Annotated in this window: 21 protein-coding genes and 1 riboswitch; of the genes, 17 read left to right on the top strand and 4 right to left on the bottom strand. The window is 44.4% G+C overall.

Annotated features, from left to right (window positions below; translation table 11 throughout):
- Nucleotides 1-11: 11 nt before the first annotated feature.
- Nucleotides 12-1169 (bottom strand): glycosyltransferase family 4 protein, encoded by a 1158-nt coding sequence (locus AC58QT_RS05675; RefSeq protein ID WP_497408113.1) that lies wholly within the window; start codon nt 1167-1169, stop codon nt 12-14.
- 140 nt (nt 1170-1309) lie between these two features.
- On the opposite strand from AC58QT_RS05675, the gene AC58QT_RS05670 reads away from it, so the two are divergent.
- The 3 genes from AC58QT_RS05670 to fosB are packed head-to-tail and all read left to right on the top strand — an operon-like array spanning nt 1310 to nt 3470.
- The gene (locus AC58QT_RS05670) at nt 1310-2134 is read left to right on the top strand and encodes a VOC family protein (protein ID WP_497408112.1); all 825 of its coding nucleotides are present in this window, start codon (nt 1310-1312) and stop codon (nt 2132-2134) included.
- The gene (locus AC58QT_RS05665; protein ID WP_497408111.1) at nt 2131-3051 is read left to right on the top strand and encodes a DMT family transporter; all 921 of its coding nucleotides are present in this window, start codon (nt 2131-2133) and stop codon (nt 3049-3051) included. The genes AC58QT_RS05670 and AC58QT_RS05665 overlap by 4 nt, the downstream gene beginning before the upstream one ends.
- Nucleotides 3048-3470, top strand: a complete 423-nt coding sequence (fosB, locus tag AC58QT_RS05660) for a metallothiol transferase FosB (protein WP_497408110.1) — start codon at nt 3048-3050, stop codon at nt 3468-3470. Before AC58QT_RS05665 ends, fosB begins: the two co-directional genes overlap by 4 nt.
- A 21-nt stretch (nt 3471-3491) precedes the next feature.
- Here the strand turns inward: fosB and AC58QT_RS05655 are convergent, their stop codons facing one another.
- Nucleotides 3492-4370 (bottom strand): LysR family transcriptional regulator, encoded by an 879-nt coding sequence (locus tag AC58QT_RS05655; protein WP_497408109.1) that lies wholly within the window; start codon nt 4368-4370, stop codon nt 3492-3494.
- 108 nt (nt 4371-4478) lie between these two features.
- Between AC58QT_RS05655 and AC58QT_RS05650 the strand changes: the two genes are divergently transcribed.
- The 10 genes from AC58QT_RS05650 to AC58QT_RS05605 all read left to right on the top strand — a co-directional run bounded on the left by AC58QT_RS05650 (nt 4479) and on the right by AC58QT_RS05605 (nt 13515).
- A complete protein-coding gene (locus tag AC58QT_RS05650; protein WP_497408108.1) occupies nt 4479-5759 on the top strand; it encodes an adenylosuccinate synthase in 1281 nt (426 codons plus the stop codon).
- Between the two features lie 106 nt (nt 5760-5865).
- Complete coding sequence (locus AC58QT_RS05645) at nt 5866-6318, top strand: YoqH family protein (protein ID WP_497408107.1); 453 nt, start codon at nt 5866-5868, stop codon at nt 6316-6318.
- 146 nt (nt 6319-6464) lie between these two features.
- Nucleotides 6465-6881, top strand: a complete 417-nt coding sequence (locus AC58QT_RS05640) for a hypothetical protein (protein WP_497408106.1) — start codon at nt 6465-6467, stop codon at nt 6879-6881.
- A gap of 47 nt (nt 6882-6928) precedes the next feature.
- On the top strand, nt 6929-7387 hold the full coding sequence (locus tag AC58QT_RS05635) for a RidA family protein (protein ID WP_497408105.1): 459 nt from the start codon (nt 6929-6931) through the stop codon (nt 7385-7387).
- 11 nt (nt 7388-7398) lie between these two features.
- Complete coding sequence (locus AC58QT_RS05630) at nt 7399-8325, top strand: apurinic/apyrimidinic endonuclease family protein (RefSeq protein WP_497408104.1); 927 nt, start codon at nt 7399-7401, stop codon at nt 8323-8325.
- Nucleotides 8326-8377: 52 nt separating this feature from the next.
- Nucleotides 8378-10006: a hypothetical protein gene (locus AC58QT_RS05625; protein ID WP_497408103.1), complete on the top strand. Its 1629-nt coding sequence runs from the start codon at nt 8378-8380 to the stop codon at nt 10004-10006.
- Between the two features lie 60 nt (nt 10007-10066).
- Nucleotides 10067-10144, top strand: a riboswitch (ZMP/ZTP riboswitch).
- 51 nt (nt 10145-10195) lie between these two features.
- Nucleotides 10196-11047: a bifunctional 5,10-methylenetetrahydrofolate dehydrogenase/5,10-methenyltetrahydrofolate cyclohydrolase gene (locus AC58QT_RS05620; protein WP_497408102.1), complete on the top strand. Its 852-nt coding sequence runs from the start codon at nt 10196-10198 to the stop codon at nt 11045-11047.
- A gap of 18 nt (nt 11048-11065) precedes the next feature.
- Nucleotides 11066-11590 (top strand): DUF6886 family protein, encoded by a 525-nt coding sequence (locus tag AC58QT_RS05615; RefSeq protein ID WP_497408101.1) that lies wholly within the window; start codon nt 11066-11068, stop codon nt 11588-11590.
- A 104-nt stretch (nt 11591-11694) separates the two neighbouring features.
- Complete coding sequence (locus tag AC58QT_RS05610; RefSeq protein WP_497408100.1) at nt 11695-12459, top strand: sugar phosphate isomerase/epimerase family protein; 765 nt, start codon at nt 11695-11697, stop codon at nt 12457-12459.
- A gap of 114 nt (nt 12460-12573) precedes the next feature.
- Nucleotides 12574-13515, top strand: coding sequence for a methylenetetrahydrofolate reductase (locus AC58QT_RS05605; RefSeq protein WP_497408844.1), 942 nt, complete (start codon nt 12574-12576; stop codon nt 13513-13515).
- A 67-nt stretch (nt 13516-13582) separates the two neighbouring features.
- Here AC58QT_RS05605 and AC58QT_RS05600 read toward each other — a convergent pair whose 3' ends face one another.
- On the bottom strand, nt 13583-16219 hold the full coding sequence (locus AC58QT_RS05600) for a WD40/YVTN/BNR-like repeat-containing protein (protein WP_497408099.1): 2637 nt from the start codon (nt 16217-16219) through the stop codon (nt 13583-13585).
- Nucleotides 16220-16412: 193 nt separating this feature from the next.
- Here AC58QT_RS05600 and AC58QT_RS05595 point away from each other — a divergent pair, with 193 nt between their 5' ends.
- Both AC58QT_RS05595 and AC58QT_RS05590 read left to right on the top strand, forming a co-directional pair.
- Entirely contained in the window at nt 16413-17126 is a 714-nt protein-coding gene (locus AC58QT_RS05595; RefSeq protein ID WP_497408098.1) for an aspartate/glutamate racemase family protein, read from the top strand.
- Entirely contained in the window at nt 17116-17661 is a 546-nt protein-coding gene (locus AC58QT_RS05590) for a GNAT family N-acetyltransferase (protein ID WP_497408097.1), read from the top strand. Before AC58QT_RS05595 ends, AC58QT_RS05590 begins: the two co-directional genes overlap by 11 nt.
- Before the next feature lie 20 nt (nt 17662-17681).
- Here the strand turns inward: AC58QT_RS05590 and AC58QT_RS05585 are convergent, their stop codons facing one another.
- On the bottom strand, nt 17682-18743 hold the full coding sequence (locus tag AC58QT_RS05585) for an AbrB family transcriptional regulator (RefSeq protein ID WP_497408843.1): 1062 nt from the start codon (nt 18741-18743) through the stop codon (nt 17682-17684).
- Nucleotides 18744-18875: 132 nt separating this feature from the next.
- Between AC58QT_RS05585 and AC58QT_RS05580 the strand changes: the two genes are divergently transcribed.
- Nucleotides 18876-19529: a hypothetical protein gene (locus tag AC58QT_RS05580; protein ID WP_497408096.1), complete on the top strand. Its 654-nt coding sequence runs from the start codon at nt 18876-18878 to the stop codon at nt 19527-19529.
- Nucleotides 19530-19552: 23 nt separating this feature from the next.
- Nucleotides 19553-20041, top strand: a complete 489-nt coding sequence (locus tag AC58QT_RS05575; protein WP_497408095.1) for an NUDIX hydrolase — start codon at nt 19553-19555, stop codon at nt 20039-20041.
- Nucleotides 20042-20337: the final 296 nt, after the last annotated feature.

Here is a 20337-nt window from a genome sequence, read left to right as displayed (position 1 = left end):
ATGTCCTCCTCTTATGCCGAATAGAAGCCAGATTTTTTTCCGATGCGACGCGAATCAATAATGTGCTCATAATCATGAATTAATTGGTCGAAGATAGCATCCCACGAACGTCCAAGAGCGAACTCCCTGGCCTCAACACGGAAGCTACGCATACGTTCTTCATGTTTCACCAAGTCACAGATTTCTTGTATAAAAGACTGCGGCTGACGTGGTGTACATAAGACGCCATTCTCCCCATGGCGCACCATTTCGAGTACACCACCGCTGTTCGCTGTAACTACGGGGAGTCCAGATGCCATGGCTTCTTGAACGACATTTCCAAACGTTTCGGTACTGGAAGGGAAGACAAAGAGGTCAGCAGAAGCATAAATCTGAGCAAGCTCTTCGCCATGTTTATACCCAGCGAACGTCACATTCGCAGGTGCTTGCTCACGCAGCTCTTGAAGCTGTGGTCCATCTCCCACGATGAGCCAGTGCACATTGGCTTTCATGGAATCGGGCAAATCTTTCATGATTGCGGATAAGGTATCGATGTCCTTCTCAGGTGCAATTCGACCAACGTAAAGAAAGAGGTATGGGGCCGTAATGCCATAACGCTCTCGAACCTGATTATTCTTCTTGTCAGGGGTATATAACAGGCAATCGACACCTCGCGTCCACAGCTGCAGACGTTCGATACCTTGTTTCTGCAACGTATGAATGGTATCGCTGGATGGCGCAAAGGTCGCATCGCAGGAATGGTGAAACCATTTGATGTAACTCCAATAAAGGGGGACTGCTGCCTTCATATGATAATAAGTCAGGTACTGATCAAAGTGGGTGTGATAGGAGGCTACATGAGATATGAGTCGCTTACGCGCGTAATGAAGCCCACATAAACCTAAGTTAAATGGGGTAGCAAGGTGGAGTAAATCAGGACGGAAACGGTCGAGTTCAGTTCGAATGGCAGCTAAGTTGGGGAAGGCAAGTCGACACTCAGGGTACAGAAACAAAGGAATGCTGCGAATGGGCCGAATGGGATCCGAGTACACCATATCAGCCGTGCTTTTCGGTGAAAAAACGAGATGATCGATGCCACGGCGATTCAAATAGGACGTTAACCGACCCATGGTGAGTGCAACGCCGTTCATCTGTGGAACAAAAGTGTCGGTAAACAACGCGAGACGCATAGGAATCCCTCCAGTAGTTCCAATTTAGCTTCAGCGTAGCTGGGAAGTATTCGGGGAATATCAATGGCGTATTAATTTTATATAATAATTTCTGATTGGAACTTTCTATACATAAATGTATACTAAGTGAAGGGGCACAAATGCAAGCCTTCAGAGAGGTTGTGGGCGTCATGATTACTCATTATGCTGGGCTGCAAGTACCGACAGTTTCCTTGCAGGGCGCTAAGCAATTTTATAGCCAACAGTTGAAATTTCCAGTGATCTCGGAATCCGAGGACGAAATTTGTTTTCAGCCTACCGACGACTTCACCTTAACATGTAAAGAGACAGAAACAGCTCTGCATCCAGTGCATATCGCATTCGAAGTTCCGTACTCGGAATTTGATGCGGTTGTCTCCAAGCTGCATGCTACGGGTGTTACTTTTTTAGACTGGCCAGACGGCCGAAGCATCGACCAGTTCGAAACGGGAAAGAATGTGTATTTCCGCGATGGAGATGGGAACTTGCTGGAAATCATTGCACATTCCTATGTCAAGGAGGGGATCTTACAGCCTCATGGTGATCTCAGCATTCTATACTTGCGAGAAGTCGGTTTTCCGGTAGAGGATGTTGTAGCGTTCCGGGAGATGTTCGTACGTCTATTTCATTTCAAATTAGATAAAATGATGGACAATTTCTGCTTTGCGATTAGCGGCACTGCGCATGCCGTGATCCCTTCGACGAAACGCAAATGGATTCCGATCGCGATGAAGGCTTTGCAACCAACCGCCATGGTCACCACTTTTGGTGTAAGCAGCCATGTTTTTATTAAACAAGTGCAAGAAAGGCTAGACGAAGCTGGCATTCTTGGTGAGCTAACAGCAGCGGATGAACTTATTTTTAAGTTGGATGCCTACTGTATACATCTCAGAGTGACATCCTTTCCTGAAGATATCCCTGTACAGTTGAATTTGCCTCTTGCATGAAAGTTGATCATAAACGATTACATGTCACCCAGAATCCTTTTGTACTCATGCCCCTTTTGCTGCTCATATGGGGATCGGTTGCTGCCGTGAGTAAATTGGTCTTGAACCAATTAGACAGTTATCAGGTATTATTTTATATGTACGGCATTGGTGTGTTTATTTTTGCAGCAATTATCCTCATCAAAACGCGAGGAACGATCTTCCTAACATGGACGCTTTCCGAGTGGATGCTTGTGCTTGCCTGCGGCGTATTTACGTTTTTATATGACTTTCTCTATCTAAAATCCTTAGAACTCATACCTGCAGTAGAAGCATCCATGCTAAATTATTTATTTCCCATTTTTATCGTGATTTTCGCAATTCCCATCCATAAAGAAAAACTCAATCGCTACAAAATTCTCTCTATGATTATGGGTTTTATGGGAACCGTTTTATTGATAACAAAAGGTAAATTCACCAACTTCAGTTTTACAAACCTTGAGGGCGATCTATTGGCGATATTTGCTGCGGTGAGTTGGGGGTTGTTTACGAATCTAGTGAAGAAAAACAAGAAAGATATGCTAATGAGTACCTTTGTCATCACTTTGGTAGCTTGGCTGCTGGCGATTGTAGGGATGTTGGTTTATTCACAGGGCAAGTTGATTCAAATGGTCGACTTCTATGGTGTCTTATGGCTCTGTCTCAGCAATATTGTATTCGGATTTTTCTTATATTTCAGAGCATTGAAGTACTCGTCTGCGTCACTTATCGCGAGCTTTACCTTCTTTGCTCCGTTTGTCACACTTGTATTTATCATGTTGTTGTTAGGAGAGAGGCTGACTTGGATGGATGGTCTATCAGCTATGCTAATTCTGTTCAGCGTTCCGGTGCAAAGGGTGGGAGAGGTTATTCATAGGCGAAAGGGGAATGTGATATGAAAATAGGAGTGATTAATCATTTACTGTTCTCCGTCTCCGATTTAGAGAAATCCATTCACTTTTATCAACAGGTCTTTGATGCGAAGCTATTGGTAAAAGGAAGAAATCTGGCCTATTTTGACTTGAACGGACAGTGGTTGGCTTTGAATCAAGAGACGGATATTCCACGCCAGGATATTCAATATTCGTATACTCATATCGCGTTTACGGTTGACGAGTGTGATTTTGATGCGTTAGAAGAAAAGCTCCGCCAGTTGAATATACCCCTGCTTCCTGGTCGAACCAGAGATGAGCGAGATAAAAGGTCCATCTATTTCACGGACCCTGACGGACACAAGTTTGAATTCCACACGGGGACGCTGATGGATAGACTCGCATATTACAAAGCGGATAAATCTCATATGGTGTTTTATGAGTAAATAGGTGAGAGTATCTTGAGATTAAGGCAGCAAGGCCATAAAAGACTTCGACGCCGCGGAGAGTGGAACTCCCCGAAGTGTTGCAAGTCCTATTTGGCGTGCAGGAAGAGGTTGGGTTAATGGGATTTCAATTAACTCGCCTGAAGCAAGCTCCTCAGCGATATAATTGCCTATGACAAAAGCCAGTCCGAAACCACGTTTGGCAAATTGAACGAGAAGATCGATGCTGCCCAGCTCGAATTCGGGTGAGAGTGTTACGCCCTTCGAAGCAGCAAAGTCCTCGATATAGCGCCTCGTGCTCGCCGTATGTTCCAATAATAGCAGCGGGTGTGCATGTAAATCTGCTAAAGCTATCGGATTACCAGCAAGGTGTGCATAGGCCTTGCCGCCGACAAGACAATCTTGAATCGGGGAACTTTCCCGGAACTCAATTTGTTTGTCCGAAGCGGGCAGACTAACGATCCCGAAATCAATTTTGCCTTCTTTGAGCAAGGCCAACGTTTCAGGCGTCGTACGGTTCGTAACCCGTATTTTCACGCCTGGATGCTGATTGTGAAAGGCTTCGAGATAGGGTAAGAGATAGTATTTACAAAGGGTATCGCTAGCCCCGATATTAATTTCCCCGCTTTGCAAGCTATGCATGTCAGCGATAGCTTTCTCGCCGATTTTCATAAAGCTAAAGGCTTGCTCTACATAACGAAATAACACTTCACCTTCAACGGTTAACGTAACTCCCTTCGCCGTACGGAAGAAGAGCTGCCCGCCAAGCACGTTCTCAAGCTGCTTGATGGTGTGACTCACCGCGGGTTGGGTGATGTGAAGCACTTCGGCCGCTTTTGACAAACTGCCGGTCTTGGTGGTCCAATAGAAGACCCGATACCACTCCAAATTAACGTCCATAATATTACCTCACTTTATATCTGATATTACTTATATCAATTATTCTAATGTCATTAGAGCCATTATAATAAGCGGTGTAAGACAAAACAAGTGTTGGAGGCGTTCAATTTGACAGTAACTGCAATTGTAGGTGCGAATTGGGGAGACGAGGGCAAGGGCAAGATGACGGATGTTTTAGCTGCACAATCATCCTTCGTTGTAAGATACCAAGGTGGAAGCAATGCGGGACACACGATCATTAACGATTTCGGGAAATTCGCTTTGCGGATGCTGCCTTCTGGTGTGTTCTATTCACATGTAACGAACGTGATTGGGCCGGGAACGGCTCTTGATGTGGATATATTAATAAGTGAATTAGAGGCGCTTGCAGGGAGAGGTGTTCCTCAACCGAAGTTGGTTATTTCTGAGCGAGCTCAAGTCGTTTTGTCAGTTCATCAACGTTTAGATGAACTCGAAGAAGAGCGGCTTGGCGCACTCAGTTATGGTTCCACGAAGCGTGGGATCGCGCCATTTTATGCCGACAAATATGCGAAACTCGGCATTCAGGTAGCCGATTTATATGATCAGAATCGATTACAAGCCCGTTTGGAACATTTGCTCACATCGAAAAATGTGTTGCTCCAACACCTTTATGGACAGCCGGCCATTCAGGTGGATGAACTTATGGCGCAGCTGCTGTTGCAGGCTGAACACATTGCTCCGTATGTGTGTGATACGACAACACTACTCCAACAAGCGAATGCAAAGGGAGAGTCCATCCTAGTGGAAGGACAGCTCGGAGCCTTGCGTGATCCTGATCATGGCATCTATCCGTACTCGACATCCTCCTCGACCCTTGCAGGTTTTGCTCCAGTTGGTGCAGGTCTACCTGCTAGTTCGATAACGAACGTGTTCGCGGTAGTAAAAGCCTATTCTAGCTGCGTTGGAGCGGGACCTTTCGTCACGGAGCTGGAGGGGAACGAAGCGGAAGAATTACGTCGTCGTGGGGGCGACGCTGGTGAATATGGTGTCAATACCAAGCGTCCAAGACGGATGGGGTGGTTGGATCTCGTTGCCACAAGATACGGCTGTATGATACAGGGAGCGACAAGTGTGGTTTTAACCAATTTGGACGTATTAGGCTACTTGGATGAAATTCCAGTCTGTGTCGGATATGAACTGGGAGATGGTTCGATCGTTGATCGGTTTCCAGTCACAGCGGTAATGGACTCGGCAAAGCCCATACTGACTCGTTTGCCTGGATGGAAACGCGATATTTCTCAGGTTCAACGCATGGAAGACCTGCCGCTGGAGGCTAGAAACTATATCGATTTCGTAGAATCTGCCATCAGGGTGAAGATTTCAACCGTTTCGGTGGGACCAAGACGTGAGCAAGTAATTCCAAGATAACCACGCATCGAAAGGAAGCAGCCACCGGGAGGTGGCTTTTTCCTAAACGTCATAGAAATCGGGGAAGTAGGAAAAATAACCATATGAAACCGATGGAGGGATAGTGATGAAGAAAATAATGACGGTTACGTTGATTGTGGGATGTGTGTGGATTCGTCCAGCATGCAGTAAGGCCGAAGTACCCATGCCTTGCAGTGCAGTGCTTGAGCCTATCGCTATGGACAATGCGAATGCCAAAGGAGGGGCGCTCGTCTACAAAGTGAAGCTCACACCAAGTTTTCCTCGCACCAGTATCAGCATGCATGCGAATCACTTACCTGTCCCCGCAACACTTGGAGATTACGATGGATATGAAGGATTTACGTTTATTCCGAATGAGATTAGTTGGCGGTTCAAACTGTACCCAACACCTCAAGATGGAGGGCCGACTTGGGCAGGAAGATTGGATGATATTACAGCGGATGTAACGAAAAGCACGATGGTGATTCGACTCTCCAATGGGAAAACAGGTAAACTTGGCCCGGTTATTTTATCCAGTCCAATGAATGTTTGTAAATAAGTGAGATTACTGTGAAACTTATCGATGTTACACCTCGTCTAATGAAGTGAATTGTTAAAATATGGGTTGTTGGCCATACTAACTAAAGTAGTAAAGTTAGTTCTGTTGTATAAAAACAACGATTATTCATTAGACGAGGTGACACTATGAAGTGGTTGAGAACCCTTATCTTACTTGCAAGTGTAAGCTGTATGACAGGTTGCACAGCCCATGCGGTTATAGCTCCAACTAGTGAGATGAGTATCCAACAACAAGATGATTTGAAGCCGATTGTAAAGAAACTATTTGCAGAACAATTAGAATTGGATGAGCAGTCATCGGTATCCGCGAGTAAACGAATTTTACAGTATAAGATTCATGATGAGATTCAAATTTTACATAAAGATGCAGACACCTACTTTATTGTCTCTTACGACATATTACCGGCATCCATGGAATTCATCCTAGCTGGGGGTGGTGAACGAACTGAGAATGGTTGGATTATAAATCGTAAGCTTTACATCACGCTCCAAAAAAACTCAAATGGTCAGTACCAGATAAAGAGCTTGAGTTCTGGGCCATGAATCGATAATAAGTAAGATAATCTCACAACAGCGTAGGAGGATCCCATATGTCCGAACAAACCATTGCTCAAAGGTTAGAAGCCCTAGGAATCGTCCTACCCATAGCAAGTGAACCAGCAGCGAAATATGCTAATTTTGTGAAGGTGAACGGTTTATTGTACGTTTCGGGAAAAGGCCCTTCAGGCAACCCGAGGGGAAAACTAGGGAAAGACTATTCGACCCAAGATGGATATGAATTTGCTAGATTAACTGGAATTGAGATTCTAGCCGTTCTGCAGTCTGCGGTAGGTTCTCTTTCGCGCATTAAACAAGTGGTGAAGCTGCAAGGATTTGTCAATGCAGTCCCTGAATTTGAGGAACATCACAAAGTGTTGAATGGTTGTTCGGATCTCATGTTGGATGTATTTGGAGAGAATGGCGTGCACGCTAGATCGGTTTTTGGTGCCGTTTCTTTGAGAGATAACTTGCCGATCATAGTAGATTCTATTTTTGAATTTGTAGAATAGGACGGATGCTTGTGAGGAATCGATTCCTGATTGGTCAATATGGTAGTTTTGATGAGTCTAAAATGAAGAGGGATTTCCGCAAAGGTTTTTTCGGCATTGAAGCATGCCTAATTGAGACAGAAGAAGATAGGCACAGGCTTATACTAGCGTCGCAGCGTAACCATTTTCAAGTGGGTATTCATTTTCCATTACGTCCTCATATATCTAAAATGCGAGATGCCTTATTTCTGGCAAATTCGCCTGAAATGAGAGAATCCGCCTATGCTTGGGTGCAGAGTGAGCTGGAGTACCTTGCTTCCATGAACCCAACGTACATCCTTTTTCACTATCCGAAGCCAGTTATTCTGGATGATCGAGTCGATTGGCGTACGTGGAGATTCTCTGATAAATCGGAGTATCTGTCTGAAACTGAGATGACACTTACAGAATTAATTGAAAGAACAGAAGTGCTTTTTCAATGGTTGACTATGAAAAGCAAGACGTATGGCTTCATTCCTGTTCTTGAATTTGATGCGTTGAATCGATACATCTATGAGACGACTTTTCTTGAGGAGCTATTAGGGAAGTATCCCCACATCAAAATCTGTCTGGATACAGCGAGACTGTATCTGCAGGAAAAGTTAGATCCATACTTTGATGCTAGAAAAGTGATACATAAATTTGCGCGTTTTGCCTATTCGATTCATCTAAGTACGGTGCAAATCAAGGATTCTATTACCAATTCTCGTCATCCTGTCCTACCAGAGTTAGATCAACGAGACGGTTGGGCTCCAATCGAGGATTATCTCGCGATCATTACTGAGCAAAATGATCAAGTGAAGATCATGTTTGAGCACCGTTCTGATTTAATTAGTGAAGATCAATTGAATCAATGTTATGATTGGGTGACGCATTTATTGAACAATGGAAAATTAATGCGCAGCAATCATTCTTATTAGGCAATCATTTTAACTACTAGGGCAGTATGAAAGTTTTGGAGGTTACTACGAAGTGAAAAAATCAAGATGGAAGCTGTTCACGTATGTTCCTTTTTTGGCGGCGATCATCGTCATCGGCTTGATTCAAACGTTCATGTTGGCGAATGAAAATGTAAAGCCTTATCCTGAACCTTTTGGTCGTGCAACGGAATTAACGCAAACAGCAACGGTCGGTGAACCCGTGCAAATGGTTGGCGATAGCAGCTTTGCGTATTTGGCAGGAAAAACGCTTGAATGGGTCACGATTGATGATAAGGGGCAGAGCAGTTCGGAAACGCGCGGCTTGCCTACGGAAGGGCCGTTTCGTTCCTATAGACAGTTGGATAAGGATCATGTGGTCTGGATTGGGAACGGAAATAAGCTATATGCGAGCGAATGGAAGAACGGTTCATGGTCACCGATGAGTATAATAAATGACAATGAAATCACGGCTGTTCAAACGGTAAAGAGTGCACAAGGGGACAGCATCTTACTAGCTTACAATGATACAACGCTGTATGTGAGTGCTTTTCATCCGAATGAGAAGCTAACTTGGTCCCAGCTGGATATCCCCAATATCAGACATATCCAAGGTCATAGGGATGCGTCTGGCAGTCTTTCACTCGTCTACGCAGTCAGTCAAGAAGGCAATGAATCTTTTCACTACGTTCAACTCGCATCAGAAACTTGGAAACCGCTTGTACAGCGCAAGTTAAAGGATGTCGATTATGCAACGAGTAGTTTAGATGATATAGCGCTGGCTGTCGATGGTTCATCAATGATGACGGTGTATACGACGAGTTCTCGTAAATCTGGGAAGAGCACGTTGCACTTGCTCACCTTCCCTTCGAGTCAACCAGATAAGTTGGTAGATGATGTTATCAATCTGCCTGTCTCGACAAAGAGCGATTCGGATACAATTTTGCATCCCAACTTCACACAATCTTCTTCTGGTGAAGTAACCCTTGTGGTATCGTCGGTTTATGAGAAAAATAGGCGTCAAACGAGTCAAGAGGTGTACAAAGTTAGTTTCAAGGATGGTAAATTGAGAGATTCAGCTCGGATTAGTCAATTCAGTGGTTTCGCGTCCTACCCGAGCTTAGCGACTAGAGCAGATAGTTCCTTAGCTGTTTGGCTGGATGCCGTGAATGCGGAGTCCTATCGCGTGTATTACGCCACAGATCAACTACCTTATTTGGAGCGTATGAATCACATAGGCAAAGAGGATTTGCAAGAAGCAGCTGGAAACTTACCGCTTTTTTGGGGGATTGGTGTTCTCACAGCACTTATAAGCTTAAAATGGATTTTACTACCTGGCCTTTATTTAGTCATTATCAGTGTATTTTGGCAATATCATTATGATGAGCATGCCAAGCGGCATTTTGGGATATCCCTTGCGATGTATCTCATCGTCAAAGCCCTTTTTATCGGGGATTTTCGAAAATCAATAGCTCTGCAAGTCATGCCAGATGTCTTGCAATCTGTGTGGGCTGGCTTGTTGTTACTCGCTATTTTTGCCGTAATTTCTTATGGTGTAACTCGCTTATGGCGAAGAGGTCTATCTGAACGAAATGTTGGGCTCGAGATTTTCTACTTTGTTGTGCTTGATGTATTCATGACGAATTTGTGGTATTCGTTCTTCCTGTCACCAGCATCTTTATAGTCATTTTTTTGACAAACATGTTGAACATAAGGGAATGGATTGCTATGATATACCTATTAATAAACGATGTGTAACTGGCGGAGCATGGGTAACCATGAGGGAGCACACCGATAATAGCCGTACGCCTGGGCAGAGGTAAGGGGAATTCCCCTTACCTCTTTATGTTCTTACCTTGGGAGGAATGATGAGATGAATGTGGAAACAGTAATCTTGGACGGTAATCGGGTGGCAACGAACATGAAAGAGGCACTGATAAGTAGAATTAGTCAGTTAGCTTTGAAAGGGGTCACACCTTGCCTAGCGACGATTTTAGTTGGCGATGATCCTTCTTCAGCTACTTATGTGAAAATGAAAGGAAATGCGTGTAAACGACTGGGTATCCGTTCTATTCGTGTTGAGCTACCCGCGCATACAACGACTGAAGAATTAATCGCAACCATTCAGAAACTGAATGCTGACCCAAGTGTGCATGGGATTTTGCTGCAACATCCTGTCCCTCATCAAATTGATGAAAGGGCAGCATTTGAAGCGATTCATATGGATAAGGATGTAGATGGCGTAACGACACAAGGTTTTGCTCAAAATGCCTTCGGCATTGCTGCTTTTCCATCCTGTACACCAGCGGCTATCCTAGCCATTATGGATGATTACCAGATTCCCATAGAGGGCAAACACGCTGTGGTGATTGGCAGAAGTCCCATTCTGGGGAAGCCAGTTTCTATGATGCTATTAAATCGGAACGCGACGGTAACCATCTGTCACTCAAAGACGTCGAATGTGGGAGACATGGTTCGATTAGCTGATATTGTGGTAGCGGCTGTTGGTAAACCGAATTTTGTGCAAGGAGATTGGATTAAACCAGGAGCGGTCGTGATGGATGCGGGATATAATCCAGGCAACATTGGAGATGTTGATTATGAGGCTTGTCGCGTAAAGGCATCAGCGATTACACCTGTTCCTGCGGGAGTAGGACCCGTAACCATAGCTACCTTATTGAAACACACAGTTGATGCAGCGGAGAAGTATGTAAATGCTAGATGATTGGGGGCAGGAGCATAGGTGAAATTATTTCACGTAAGCGAAGAGAAAGACATTGCTATTTTTAACCCTAGAATGCCTACAAGAAAAGACTTGGATCCAGAAAAAGGATTAGTATGGGCGATTAATGAACAATGCCTACCTAATTTTCTGACACCTCGGAATTGTCCAAGAGTGACCTATCATTGCAATGAAACCACTTCTGATGAAGATAGAAGACACTTTATTTCCTCGCAGTCATCGATGCACGTTGTTGCTATCGAGCACAAATGGTTTGACATTATGAAGCAGACAACGCTATATTTGTACGAATTTGATTCAACCGATTTTTACTCGCTAGATCCTGGAGCTGGGTACTATGTGAGTGAGAAGTCACAACTACCTATCCATAAAGTTGAAATTCGAGATTTGTTTGGAGAGCTCTTTAGAAGAAACGTGGAAGTTCGCATTTTGAATAATTTATGGGACTTGTCTGATAAAATTCAGCAAGCGAGTTTCAATTATTCCATGTGTAGGATGGGATTTGCGGAGCAGCGAGAACCATAAATGCCTTATAGATAAAATAGCCAAAGAATTGGACAAATTCATGATCCTATTCTTTGGTTTTTTTGCTATATTAAAAGAGTAAGTAACGATAGGGAGGAATGGACATGTACACATTTGGATGGTGCAGTGGAATTCAGGAAGCGGAAAGACTTCAACGTATTGGCTTCGATTATATGGAATGCGCTCTCGTATCATTAAATTTAGAAGATGAGGCGGACTTCAACACCAAGCTTCCTTTGTACGTGAACAGTCCACTGCCGGTGCAAGCTTTCAGTATATTTTTTCCTGGAGACTTAAAAGTGGTAGGTCCAGAAGCGGATGAAGAACGCATCCGTCGTTATGTTCATAAAGCTGCAAGCGCTTTAAATAAGATAGGAGCTCAGACAGCCGTATTGGGAAGTGGAAAAGCACGTCAAATCCCGGACGGTTGGGAGCGCAATCGTGCAGAGGAACAGCTGCTTCAATTACTCTCTGTCATCGGTGAAGAATTCCAAGATACAAGTGTTTCATTGGCAATAGAGCCTTTGAATCGCAAGGAATCTAACATAATCAACACGGTTTCTGAGGCGGTGGCTTTTGCTAAACAAGTAAATCATCCTTCCATACGGGTTTTGGCTGATTTCTACCATATGGATGAAGAACAGGATTCAATCACTACCCTGATCGAAAATAAAGAATGGCTCCAACATATTCATCTTGCCGATACAGGACGATTGTCCCCTGGGACTGGACAGTATCCCTACGATCAATTCGTTACGGCTTTGCATGCATCCGGGTATAAAGGTATGATTTCCGCTGAGTGTACGGTGCATGATCCAGAGAAGGAGTTTGCAGCAAGTTTGGCCTTTATGCGAAGTAAGTTCCTTTAACAGGTATTCCGATTCCAAGAGGAATTCGGTATTTGGGGGTCGAACTATAGAATACCGAGTAGTTTGCTATGATTTCATTTTTTCGGGAATTAGAGAGATAAGGTTGTGACACATATGCTAAAAGACAAAATACTGCGAAGAGAAACAGGTATCCTTACCTATGGGATGACGCCGCCGAAAGAAACACAATCCCTAGAGAAAATGGCTGAAATTTCACAAAAGCAATGTGAGCGGCTTCAGAAGCTTCAAATAGATGGCTTAATTCTTTACGATGTGCAGGAAGAAAGTGATCGGATTGATCAAGATCGGCCTTTCCCGTATTTACAAACCGTTGATCCGACGACTTACAGTAAGGCATATTTATCCAAGTTAAAGGTTCCCAAAATTATTTATCGCTGTGTTGGTAAATATACGGAGGAACAATTGTCAGATTGGATTAGGGCCGATCATGAGGAAGAACGGTTTTCCGTGTTTGTTGGCGCGTCCTCTAGTCATCAAGAAGTTCATATGGGGCTTCCGGAAGCTTATGCGTTAAGTCAGAAGCTGAACAATAATCTTACCTTAGGTGCCGTTGTCATTCCGGAAAGACACATGAAAAAAGACGATGAACATCTTAGAATGGTCAGCAAGATAGCGAGTGGAAGCCGCTTCTTCATATCTCAAGCAACCTATAATGTGGAAGCGTCCAAAAACTTCTTATCCGATTATTATTACTACTGTAGAGAAAATAAGCTAGACATGGTGCCAATATTGATGAATATTGCGCCTTGCGGATCAACCAAAACGTTAGAATTTATGAAATGGCTAGGGATCAGCATCCCGAAATGGTTGGAAAATGATTTGAAATACTCCCATGATGTTCTGGACAAATCAGTAGCGGTATCACAACAAATATTCGAAGAATTATTCGAATTTGGATTGGAAAAAGGAATTCCCATCGGATGCAGTGTTGAGAGTGTCTCCACGCGAAAAGTCGAGATTGAAGCTTCCATTCAACTAGTCCATGAGATTAAAGCGATGATGGATAAGAAGATGCGATCTTCGTTTGTTTTTTAAGTGGTGGAAGAAAGAGGCTATTTCAAAGTCTAGAACGACTTTGAAACAGCCTCTTTCTATATGTTGATTAATTACGAGTTACACCAGGTTCTTCCCAAGTCCGACCACCATCTTTCGTCACCAAGACACTGCCGTTTATAAGTACCCAGCCAAAACCACTCATGCGCAGGTGAAATTGGGTAGCATTTTGCAACGAAATGTTGGGCTTGATTGCTTGCCAGTCTGTACGGTTGTAGGTATCCATCGTGTAGATCGTTTTGCCATCCTGAGAAAGAGCTCTGCCCATGAGCAAGTTATCGAAGTGCAGGACTGGAATGTCTTGTAAATCATGTAATCGATAAGGGAGCGGGATCCAGGTATCGCCAGCATCTCTCGATTCATAAATGACATAGGTTTTCGTATTGTCCTGTACGAACTCAGCGATGAAAATAGCGTGATAATTGCTTTCTTGATCGAAAACAGGGGGATAAGCGTTAGCATACCCCTTCTGCAAATCGATGGGGACGTCGACATGCTGCATCGACCAGGTTTCGCCGCCATCCTGCGTGCGATATAGCGGGATATGGTTGGTGCCATCCTTCAAGGTGGTTAACCAGCCCTCTTTCGCATTGCGGTAACTGAGGCCAGTTGGGGAACCCGAAATGTCAGGGCTTAGATTCCCTACACGTATCCATGTTTTACCACGGTCATCGGTGCGGTAAAGTGATTTTAACGTGTGATTATCCTTAGTTGATGAAGTCAGCATGATATAAGCGGGATCCGTGTAGAGATTGGCTACGATCGGTTTAACATCAGCGGACGTTTCCCATGCTTCTGTCGTAGGCAGTACGACCGATTCCCAGACTCCATCGTCTACTTGATGAGTGGCAATGAGATTTGGTTGCGGATCGTCGGTGAGATAAACCGCATAGCCCCAGACAGGTACCTCAAATTTAGCAGTGAGCAGACGATCTTTGTCAGCAATCCCATCCGGTATGACCACCTGCCAAGAAAGACCATTATCCGATGTCTGCAGCAGCTTCCCATCACGCCAGCTCAGACCATCCGATGATTGCATGCCTTGAATGCCGGGGAGGTTCTCTCGGTAATCAACATAGAAACGAGCAACGTCGATGTAGGTTGTAGTTTGTCTTGGAGAAGGAATAGATAAATTAGATCGAAGTGTGACCCGATACCGCCCCGTTCCATGCGTTAGCGGCAGCGAAGCTGCAAATCGTTCCTCTTTAAAAGGAATGAGAGCTGTCTCTGGTTCAATCCAGGTTCCGTTGTCTTCTTTTTCGATGACAGCTTGTAATCCGCTGCCTTGTGCTTTAAGCACAGCCCCTTTGAGCTCAATGTTGCCGTTATCAGAGTGAATGAGTCCGGATTCAGGCGAATCCAAGGTGATCGAACTGAAGCTGCCCAAGCCATTCGACAAATCCCTGTAATTAATAACCGGGTTCAGCAACAGTGGTGTAAGGGAGTTGACGAAAGCGTTACTGTATATAATACGGTTCCCAATGTGGTAGACGATCTGGATGTCATTGTTACCTAAATCAAGCTGCACAGATGAGGAGAATTGATATATCGGCGATCCGGTTGCCGACGTTTGTTCCATTAACGAAGTCTCAGAATTACCTCCGAACTTCGTACCGTCCCGAGAGACAAACAGAGAAATTGTCGGCATTTCCATACGACTTGGTCCCACATATAATCCCTTTAAGGTGTACAAATAGTTATTCGTATGTGTGGAAACGCCAAAATCCTTCACATCGAAATGGGCATAATCGATATCCAATTGCTTCAGCTCCGATTGCCAGTTACCGGAATAACCGAATAATTGTTTTAAATCATATTCAGAAACGTAGAGTTCACCAGCGCGTTCTATCGTTGGAAAAGTGAGTTTGACCTCGTTGGTTTCACCATTGAACCAATATAAACTAACTGTGTCTAGATGCGGGGTGATGCGAAAACCGTAAGTTTTGTCAGACAAATAAAGTCCAAGATCTTGGATTTCCGTCTGATAGGTAAGTAATTGTGCCATTTTCGTTACCGAGAGCATCGCTCTGCCATCTTGCCCGAATCCAATAAGAGAGTCTCCTACATAAAGACCGTCATCCTTAAACTGAATGGTAAAGTGAGTGTTCGACGATTGTTCTACCTGTAAGGGGTATTCGACACTCTGGACTGCCCGTGGATCAGCAGCCAAAGTAGTATCCGACAGGAAGGACGCGGTATGTAGTTGATCATTCCACGTGAGTCCGCCAAGTAGCGGTGAGAGATCCTTCAGAAACACGGCCGTTCTGCCTTCTACATTGTAGGAAGGAATCTCTTTGCCTAAGGCAAATGTGTGAATATCTGTTGCGACCACATCGGCGATTTTGATGCCAATCCCTGAGCCAGTAAAGCCTAGGTTAGGATCGCTCTTTGATGGATCTAATTCGTTGGGGTCTGGGAAAATGGAAACTTGGCGCTGATTCGGTTCCCATGCAATGTGAAAGCCGTGACTTCGCAAATCCTCGAGGTAAACAGCAGTATTGCCGTCAATATTCATCGAACGGATGGCACTGCCATTTACGAAAGCGCGAATATCTGTTGTAAGCACGCTTCCAACGACGGTTCCAACAGGGAGATCGTTTGCATGAACGTTTGTTAAAGCCAGAGGAATGATAGCAATAGCCGCACCTAGTAACGTTGCGAGTCCTACAATTGATTTGCGTCTCATTGAGGTTAAATCTCCTTTATTAGGAAGTAGTAACACTCATTAAACGCCAGAAAAAGGAAAAAGTTGCATTTTTAAGAAAGGGTATTCCGATGAGAAATAAGCCTTCATAAAGATGAATGCTACTTTCCATTTTATCATAAGGACCAATTTCTGCTATTATATTAGGAAATAGTTGATGGTGAGGAGTTCACGGATGAAGACAATTGGGTTAATCGGTGGAATGAGCTGGGAATCATCTTTACTTTATTACCAAATCATTAATCAGCGTGTAAAGGAGAAATTAGGCGGCCATCATTCGGCCAAAAGTCTGATGTACTCGGTAGATTTTCATGAGATTAAGACGCTCCAGCATGAGGGGAAGTGGGACGAAGCAACCCAAATCATGGTGGATACGGCTCGCAAACTGGAGACTGCGGGTTCGGATTGTATCGTCATTTGCACGAATACCATGCACAAGATGGCCAAAGAAGTGGAAGAGGCAGTAGCCATCCCTCTCCTGCATATCGCGGATGCAACAGCGAAGAAAATTGTTCAATCAGGTAGAAAGAAAGTAGCCTTATTGGGCACAGCGTTTACGATGGAACAAGATTTTTATAAAGGTAATCTAGTGCGAAAATATGGACTAGATGTCATCGTGCCTGACGAAGCTTCACGGAAAATCGTCCACGAGATTATATATGAGGAATTATGTCTGGGTATCATCCGTGAAGAATCGAAGCAATCCTATATCACGATTATCAATCAGTTGGTCCAAGATGGGGCAGAAGCTGTTATTCTGGGCTGCACAGAAATCACGTTGTTACTATCGCAAGGGGATGTTGCGGTTCCTTTATTCGATACGACTAGAATTCATGCCCAATCTGCAGTGGACTTTGCATTAGGGGAGTATGAATTGGATGATCTATGAAATAACGACTTCTTGGAATGAAGACTTATGGGAGCAAGCGGAGCATGTTTATGAGGAAGCTTTTCCAGCACATGGAAGAAAAAATCGTGCGCTCATTCAGAGCATGTTCGAAAGAGGCATTTGTATGCTGCACACCTGGCGTGAAGGTTCAAATGTGATTGCGATGGCGTTGACTGCTTGGAATCAAGCGGCACACGTACTTATCATCGACTATATCGCTGTTGGACGCACTCAGCGTGGGCAAGGAGTGGGTTTGGCATGTATGGGTGACATACGTAAGTGGGCAGATACAGCAGGCTGTCATGGTATCGTTATTGAAGTTGAGGCTGAGCTAAGCAAAGAGAATGCGGAGCGAATTCGATTCTGGGAAAAGGCTGGATTTCGGTTAACTGACTATGTACATACCTACATTTGGGTGCCAGAAACGTACAGGGCGATGTATTTGAACATAGGTGAGTTCCCCCAACAAGATGACGGCAGGCAATTGTTCAGTTACATTACGGAGTACCATGAACAAGCCTACCGGCGCGAATAGCTGAAATGCCAAACAGCCCCCTAGGAGGGGGTGTCTCGAATGACTCTTTTTGCAGCACTGTATTTGAATATCAAGCGCAATAGCGGCGGTACTGCGAAGAAAATGAAAAATGTGCGAAATAACTGGTAGCCGACAACGACAGATAAGTTCGCATTGATTTCGTGAGCGATGATCCCCATCTGATCCATGCCACCTGGAGCTAAACTAAGCAGGGCGGTAGATTTGGATACAGCATGGAGCTTCATAAAGACATAACTTAGTCCGAATGATCCAAATAAAAGCACAACACTGCTGCCAATCGCCAGCGAAATAATTTGAAGCTTACGCGTTAATTGAGCTGGCTTTAACATGAGTCCAACATGAATGCCAATCATGATTTGGGCTGCATTGATGATAGGGGTGGGCAGCGCGGGTCCATGAATACCGGTAAGTTGCAAGATCGCCGTACTGAATGCGGGTCCAAGTAAGAACGCAGTTGGGAAATTAATTTTATTTCCTAGAAGTGCACAGCCGATACTTACCGCGGCAAATAGAAAAATATTCGGCATCAGCGATCCCCAGCTCGCAGTCGAAGTGGTAACGCTGTTTATTACTGTTTCAACGATTTTGTGATTGCCCATGAGCGGGCTAAAAACCAGCAAAGGTACGCATACAACAATCATCATGAGTCGGATTACTTGTAATACAGTCACAATGGTTAGCTGGATGCCTTCCGTTTCTTCCGCCAAGATGACCATCTGGGTGAGACCACCAGGTATGCTGCCAAGAAGTGCCGTTTTGTAGTTGATGTTGGACATCTTGGTTATCAAGTAGGCAAGTATGGCGCAAAGCAGCATAAGTAGAAGTGTCATGATCAACATGGAAGGTAGCTGGACGGCCATTTCATGCAATGCGGCTGCCGTCATCGAAAGACCAATGGTATATCCAACGATGATGAGTCCTGCGTTTCTAATGGGCGTAGGCCAAGCATAGCGATTTTTGAATAGATTCGACCCTAGTAATACCGCAATCATAGGCCCGAGCAGCCAAGGAATGGGAATATGTAAGAGTTTAAATACGTATCCGCCTAGAAGGGCAGTTATCAGGGCAACGATCAGCTTAAGCGAAGTATGGTAGAAGTTAAGTAAAATAAGTCTGTTCCCCCCTTGGTAGAGATGAACTTATTTTAGCAGAGTTAGATTTGGTGTTCAAATACGACGCGAGGTGAGCAATTAATGATTCAACGTAGGATGTATCGGGCGCAATGGCAGATAGGACAAGAGGATAGTGGCCTGAAGGCGTTGGTGTTGAACCAACAAGCTCAACAGCTAGTGGAACAGGGAGAACTCATGACCGCTGCCGCTTTTATTTGGCGGACAAATCTATTTCTCTATTATGAGTGTATAAACAGAGAGGTGTTACCCGATGAAATCGCAGGGGCTGTGGTCCCGTTCTTACAAGATTGGCCTGGACAAGATGAGCCTCGAAAGTGGATAGTAATGATCGACGTGTTCCACTTTAATGAACCTGCAAGCTATGAACACTGGTTGCGGAAGGAACCTGTCGAGTCTCGGATAGGGAGAGTTGCCCATTTGAAGCCAGAGATGATGAGCAGTTACATCTACTACCATTATCAGCTGCAAGAAGAGCGTGCGTTCCATGGTGATAAATATGAGATTATTGCGATGCATGAGAATCTCTTATTCGGTTATCAGGAATTTCCGAAAGTCATTGAGGAGCCGGAAGTAGCGGGTCGTTTGAACACGAAGGGAACCCCTGAGAATTGGAACGATTCACGCATGGATCTGCATTTTCAGCCATGGGAAGATGGACATTTGTATTTTAAGCCGATTGAGCAAGTGTTTGCTTATTATAGAGGTGACCAATAGTCTGAAAAGTGGGGGGGGGCGACGTGGAGGAGAAGTGGCATCGTCATTTGGGCGTATACGGAATTTGTGAGAGGCATGGGAAGCTTCTTGTGATTCATAAAAGTGGCGGCCCCTATACAGGGCGATTCGACCTTCCAGGAGGCACAATTGAACCTCAAGAAACCGTCATTGAAGCTCTTCACAGAGAGATTCAAGAAGAAGTTGGGGTGGAGGTTCAAGTGAAGAAGCAAGTAGGCGTTTGTGATTATGTAGTCCCCTATGCACTATCTAAGCGAGGAACTTCACATATCCATCATGTAGCGTTATTTTTTGATGTAGACTATCTAGGTGGACAGATAACAGCGAAGCTGGAGTTATTCGAGGGGCAAGATTCTTTGGGAGCAAGTTGGGTATCGTTAGGGGAATGTACAGTTGAAAATGCTTCACCACTTGTTTTACATGCCGTGAATTGGCTGCTGACGGGAGAAATACCAATTCAAAGCCAACGTCTGGATGATTGGTTCGTCAAATAGTATAGGTTTCAATAAAGAGGCTGTCCCAAAAGACATTAAATGACGCAACCAGTTTAAATAACGTTATGGGAAAACGCTAATTAGTGCTAATGGACGACCGGCTGAACAATAACGTTATGCGTGCATAACGTTAAAAGCTCCAAAATCGAAGTTTCCTGCGTATTTCAACACTTTAGCGTTATACCTGCTCTTCTGTCAAGAAAGTGGACGTCACTAAGTTAAGCCACCTGCTGGTAGTATAGCTGCTCAAATTGAGCGGGAGATATGTAACCAATTGTGCTATTCGACCTTGTTCT

The sequence above is a fragment of the Paenibacillus sp. J31R109 genome (genome assembly GCF_059692055.1).
The sequence above is the reverse complement of the archived record's forward strand: the minus strand, read 5'-3'. Positions and strand labels throughout refer to the sequence as shown.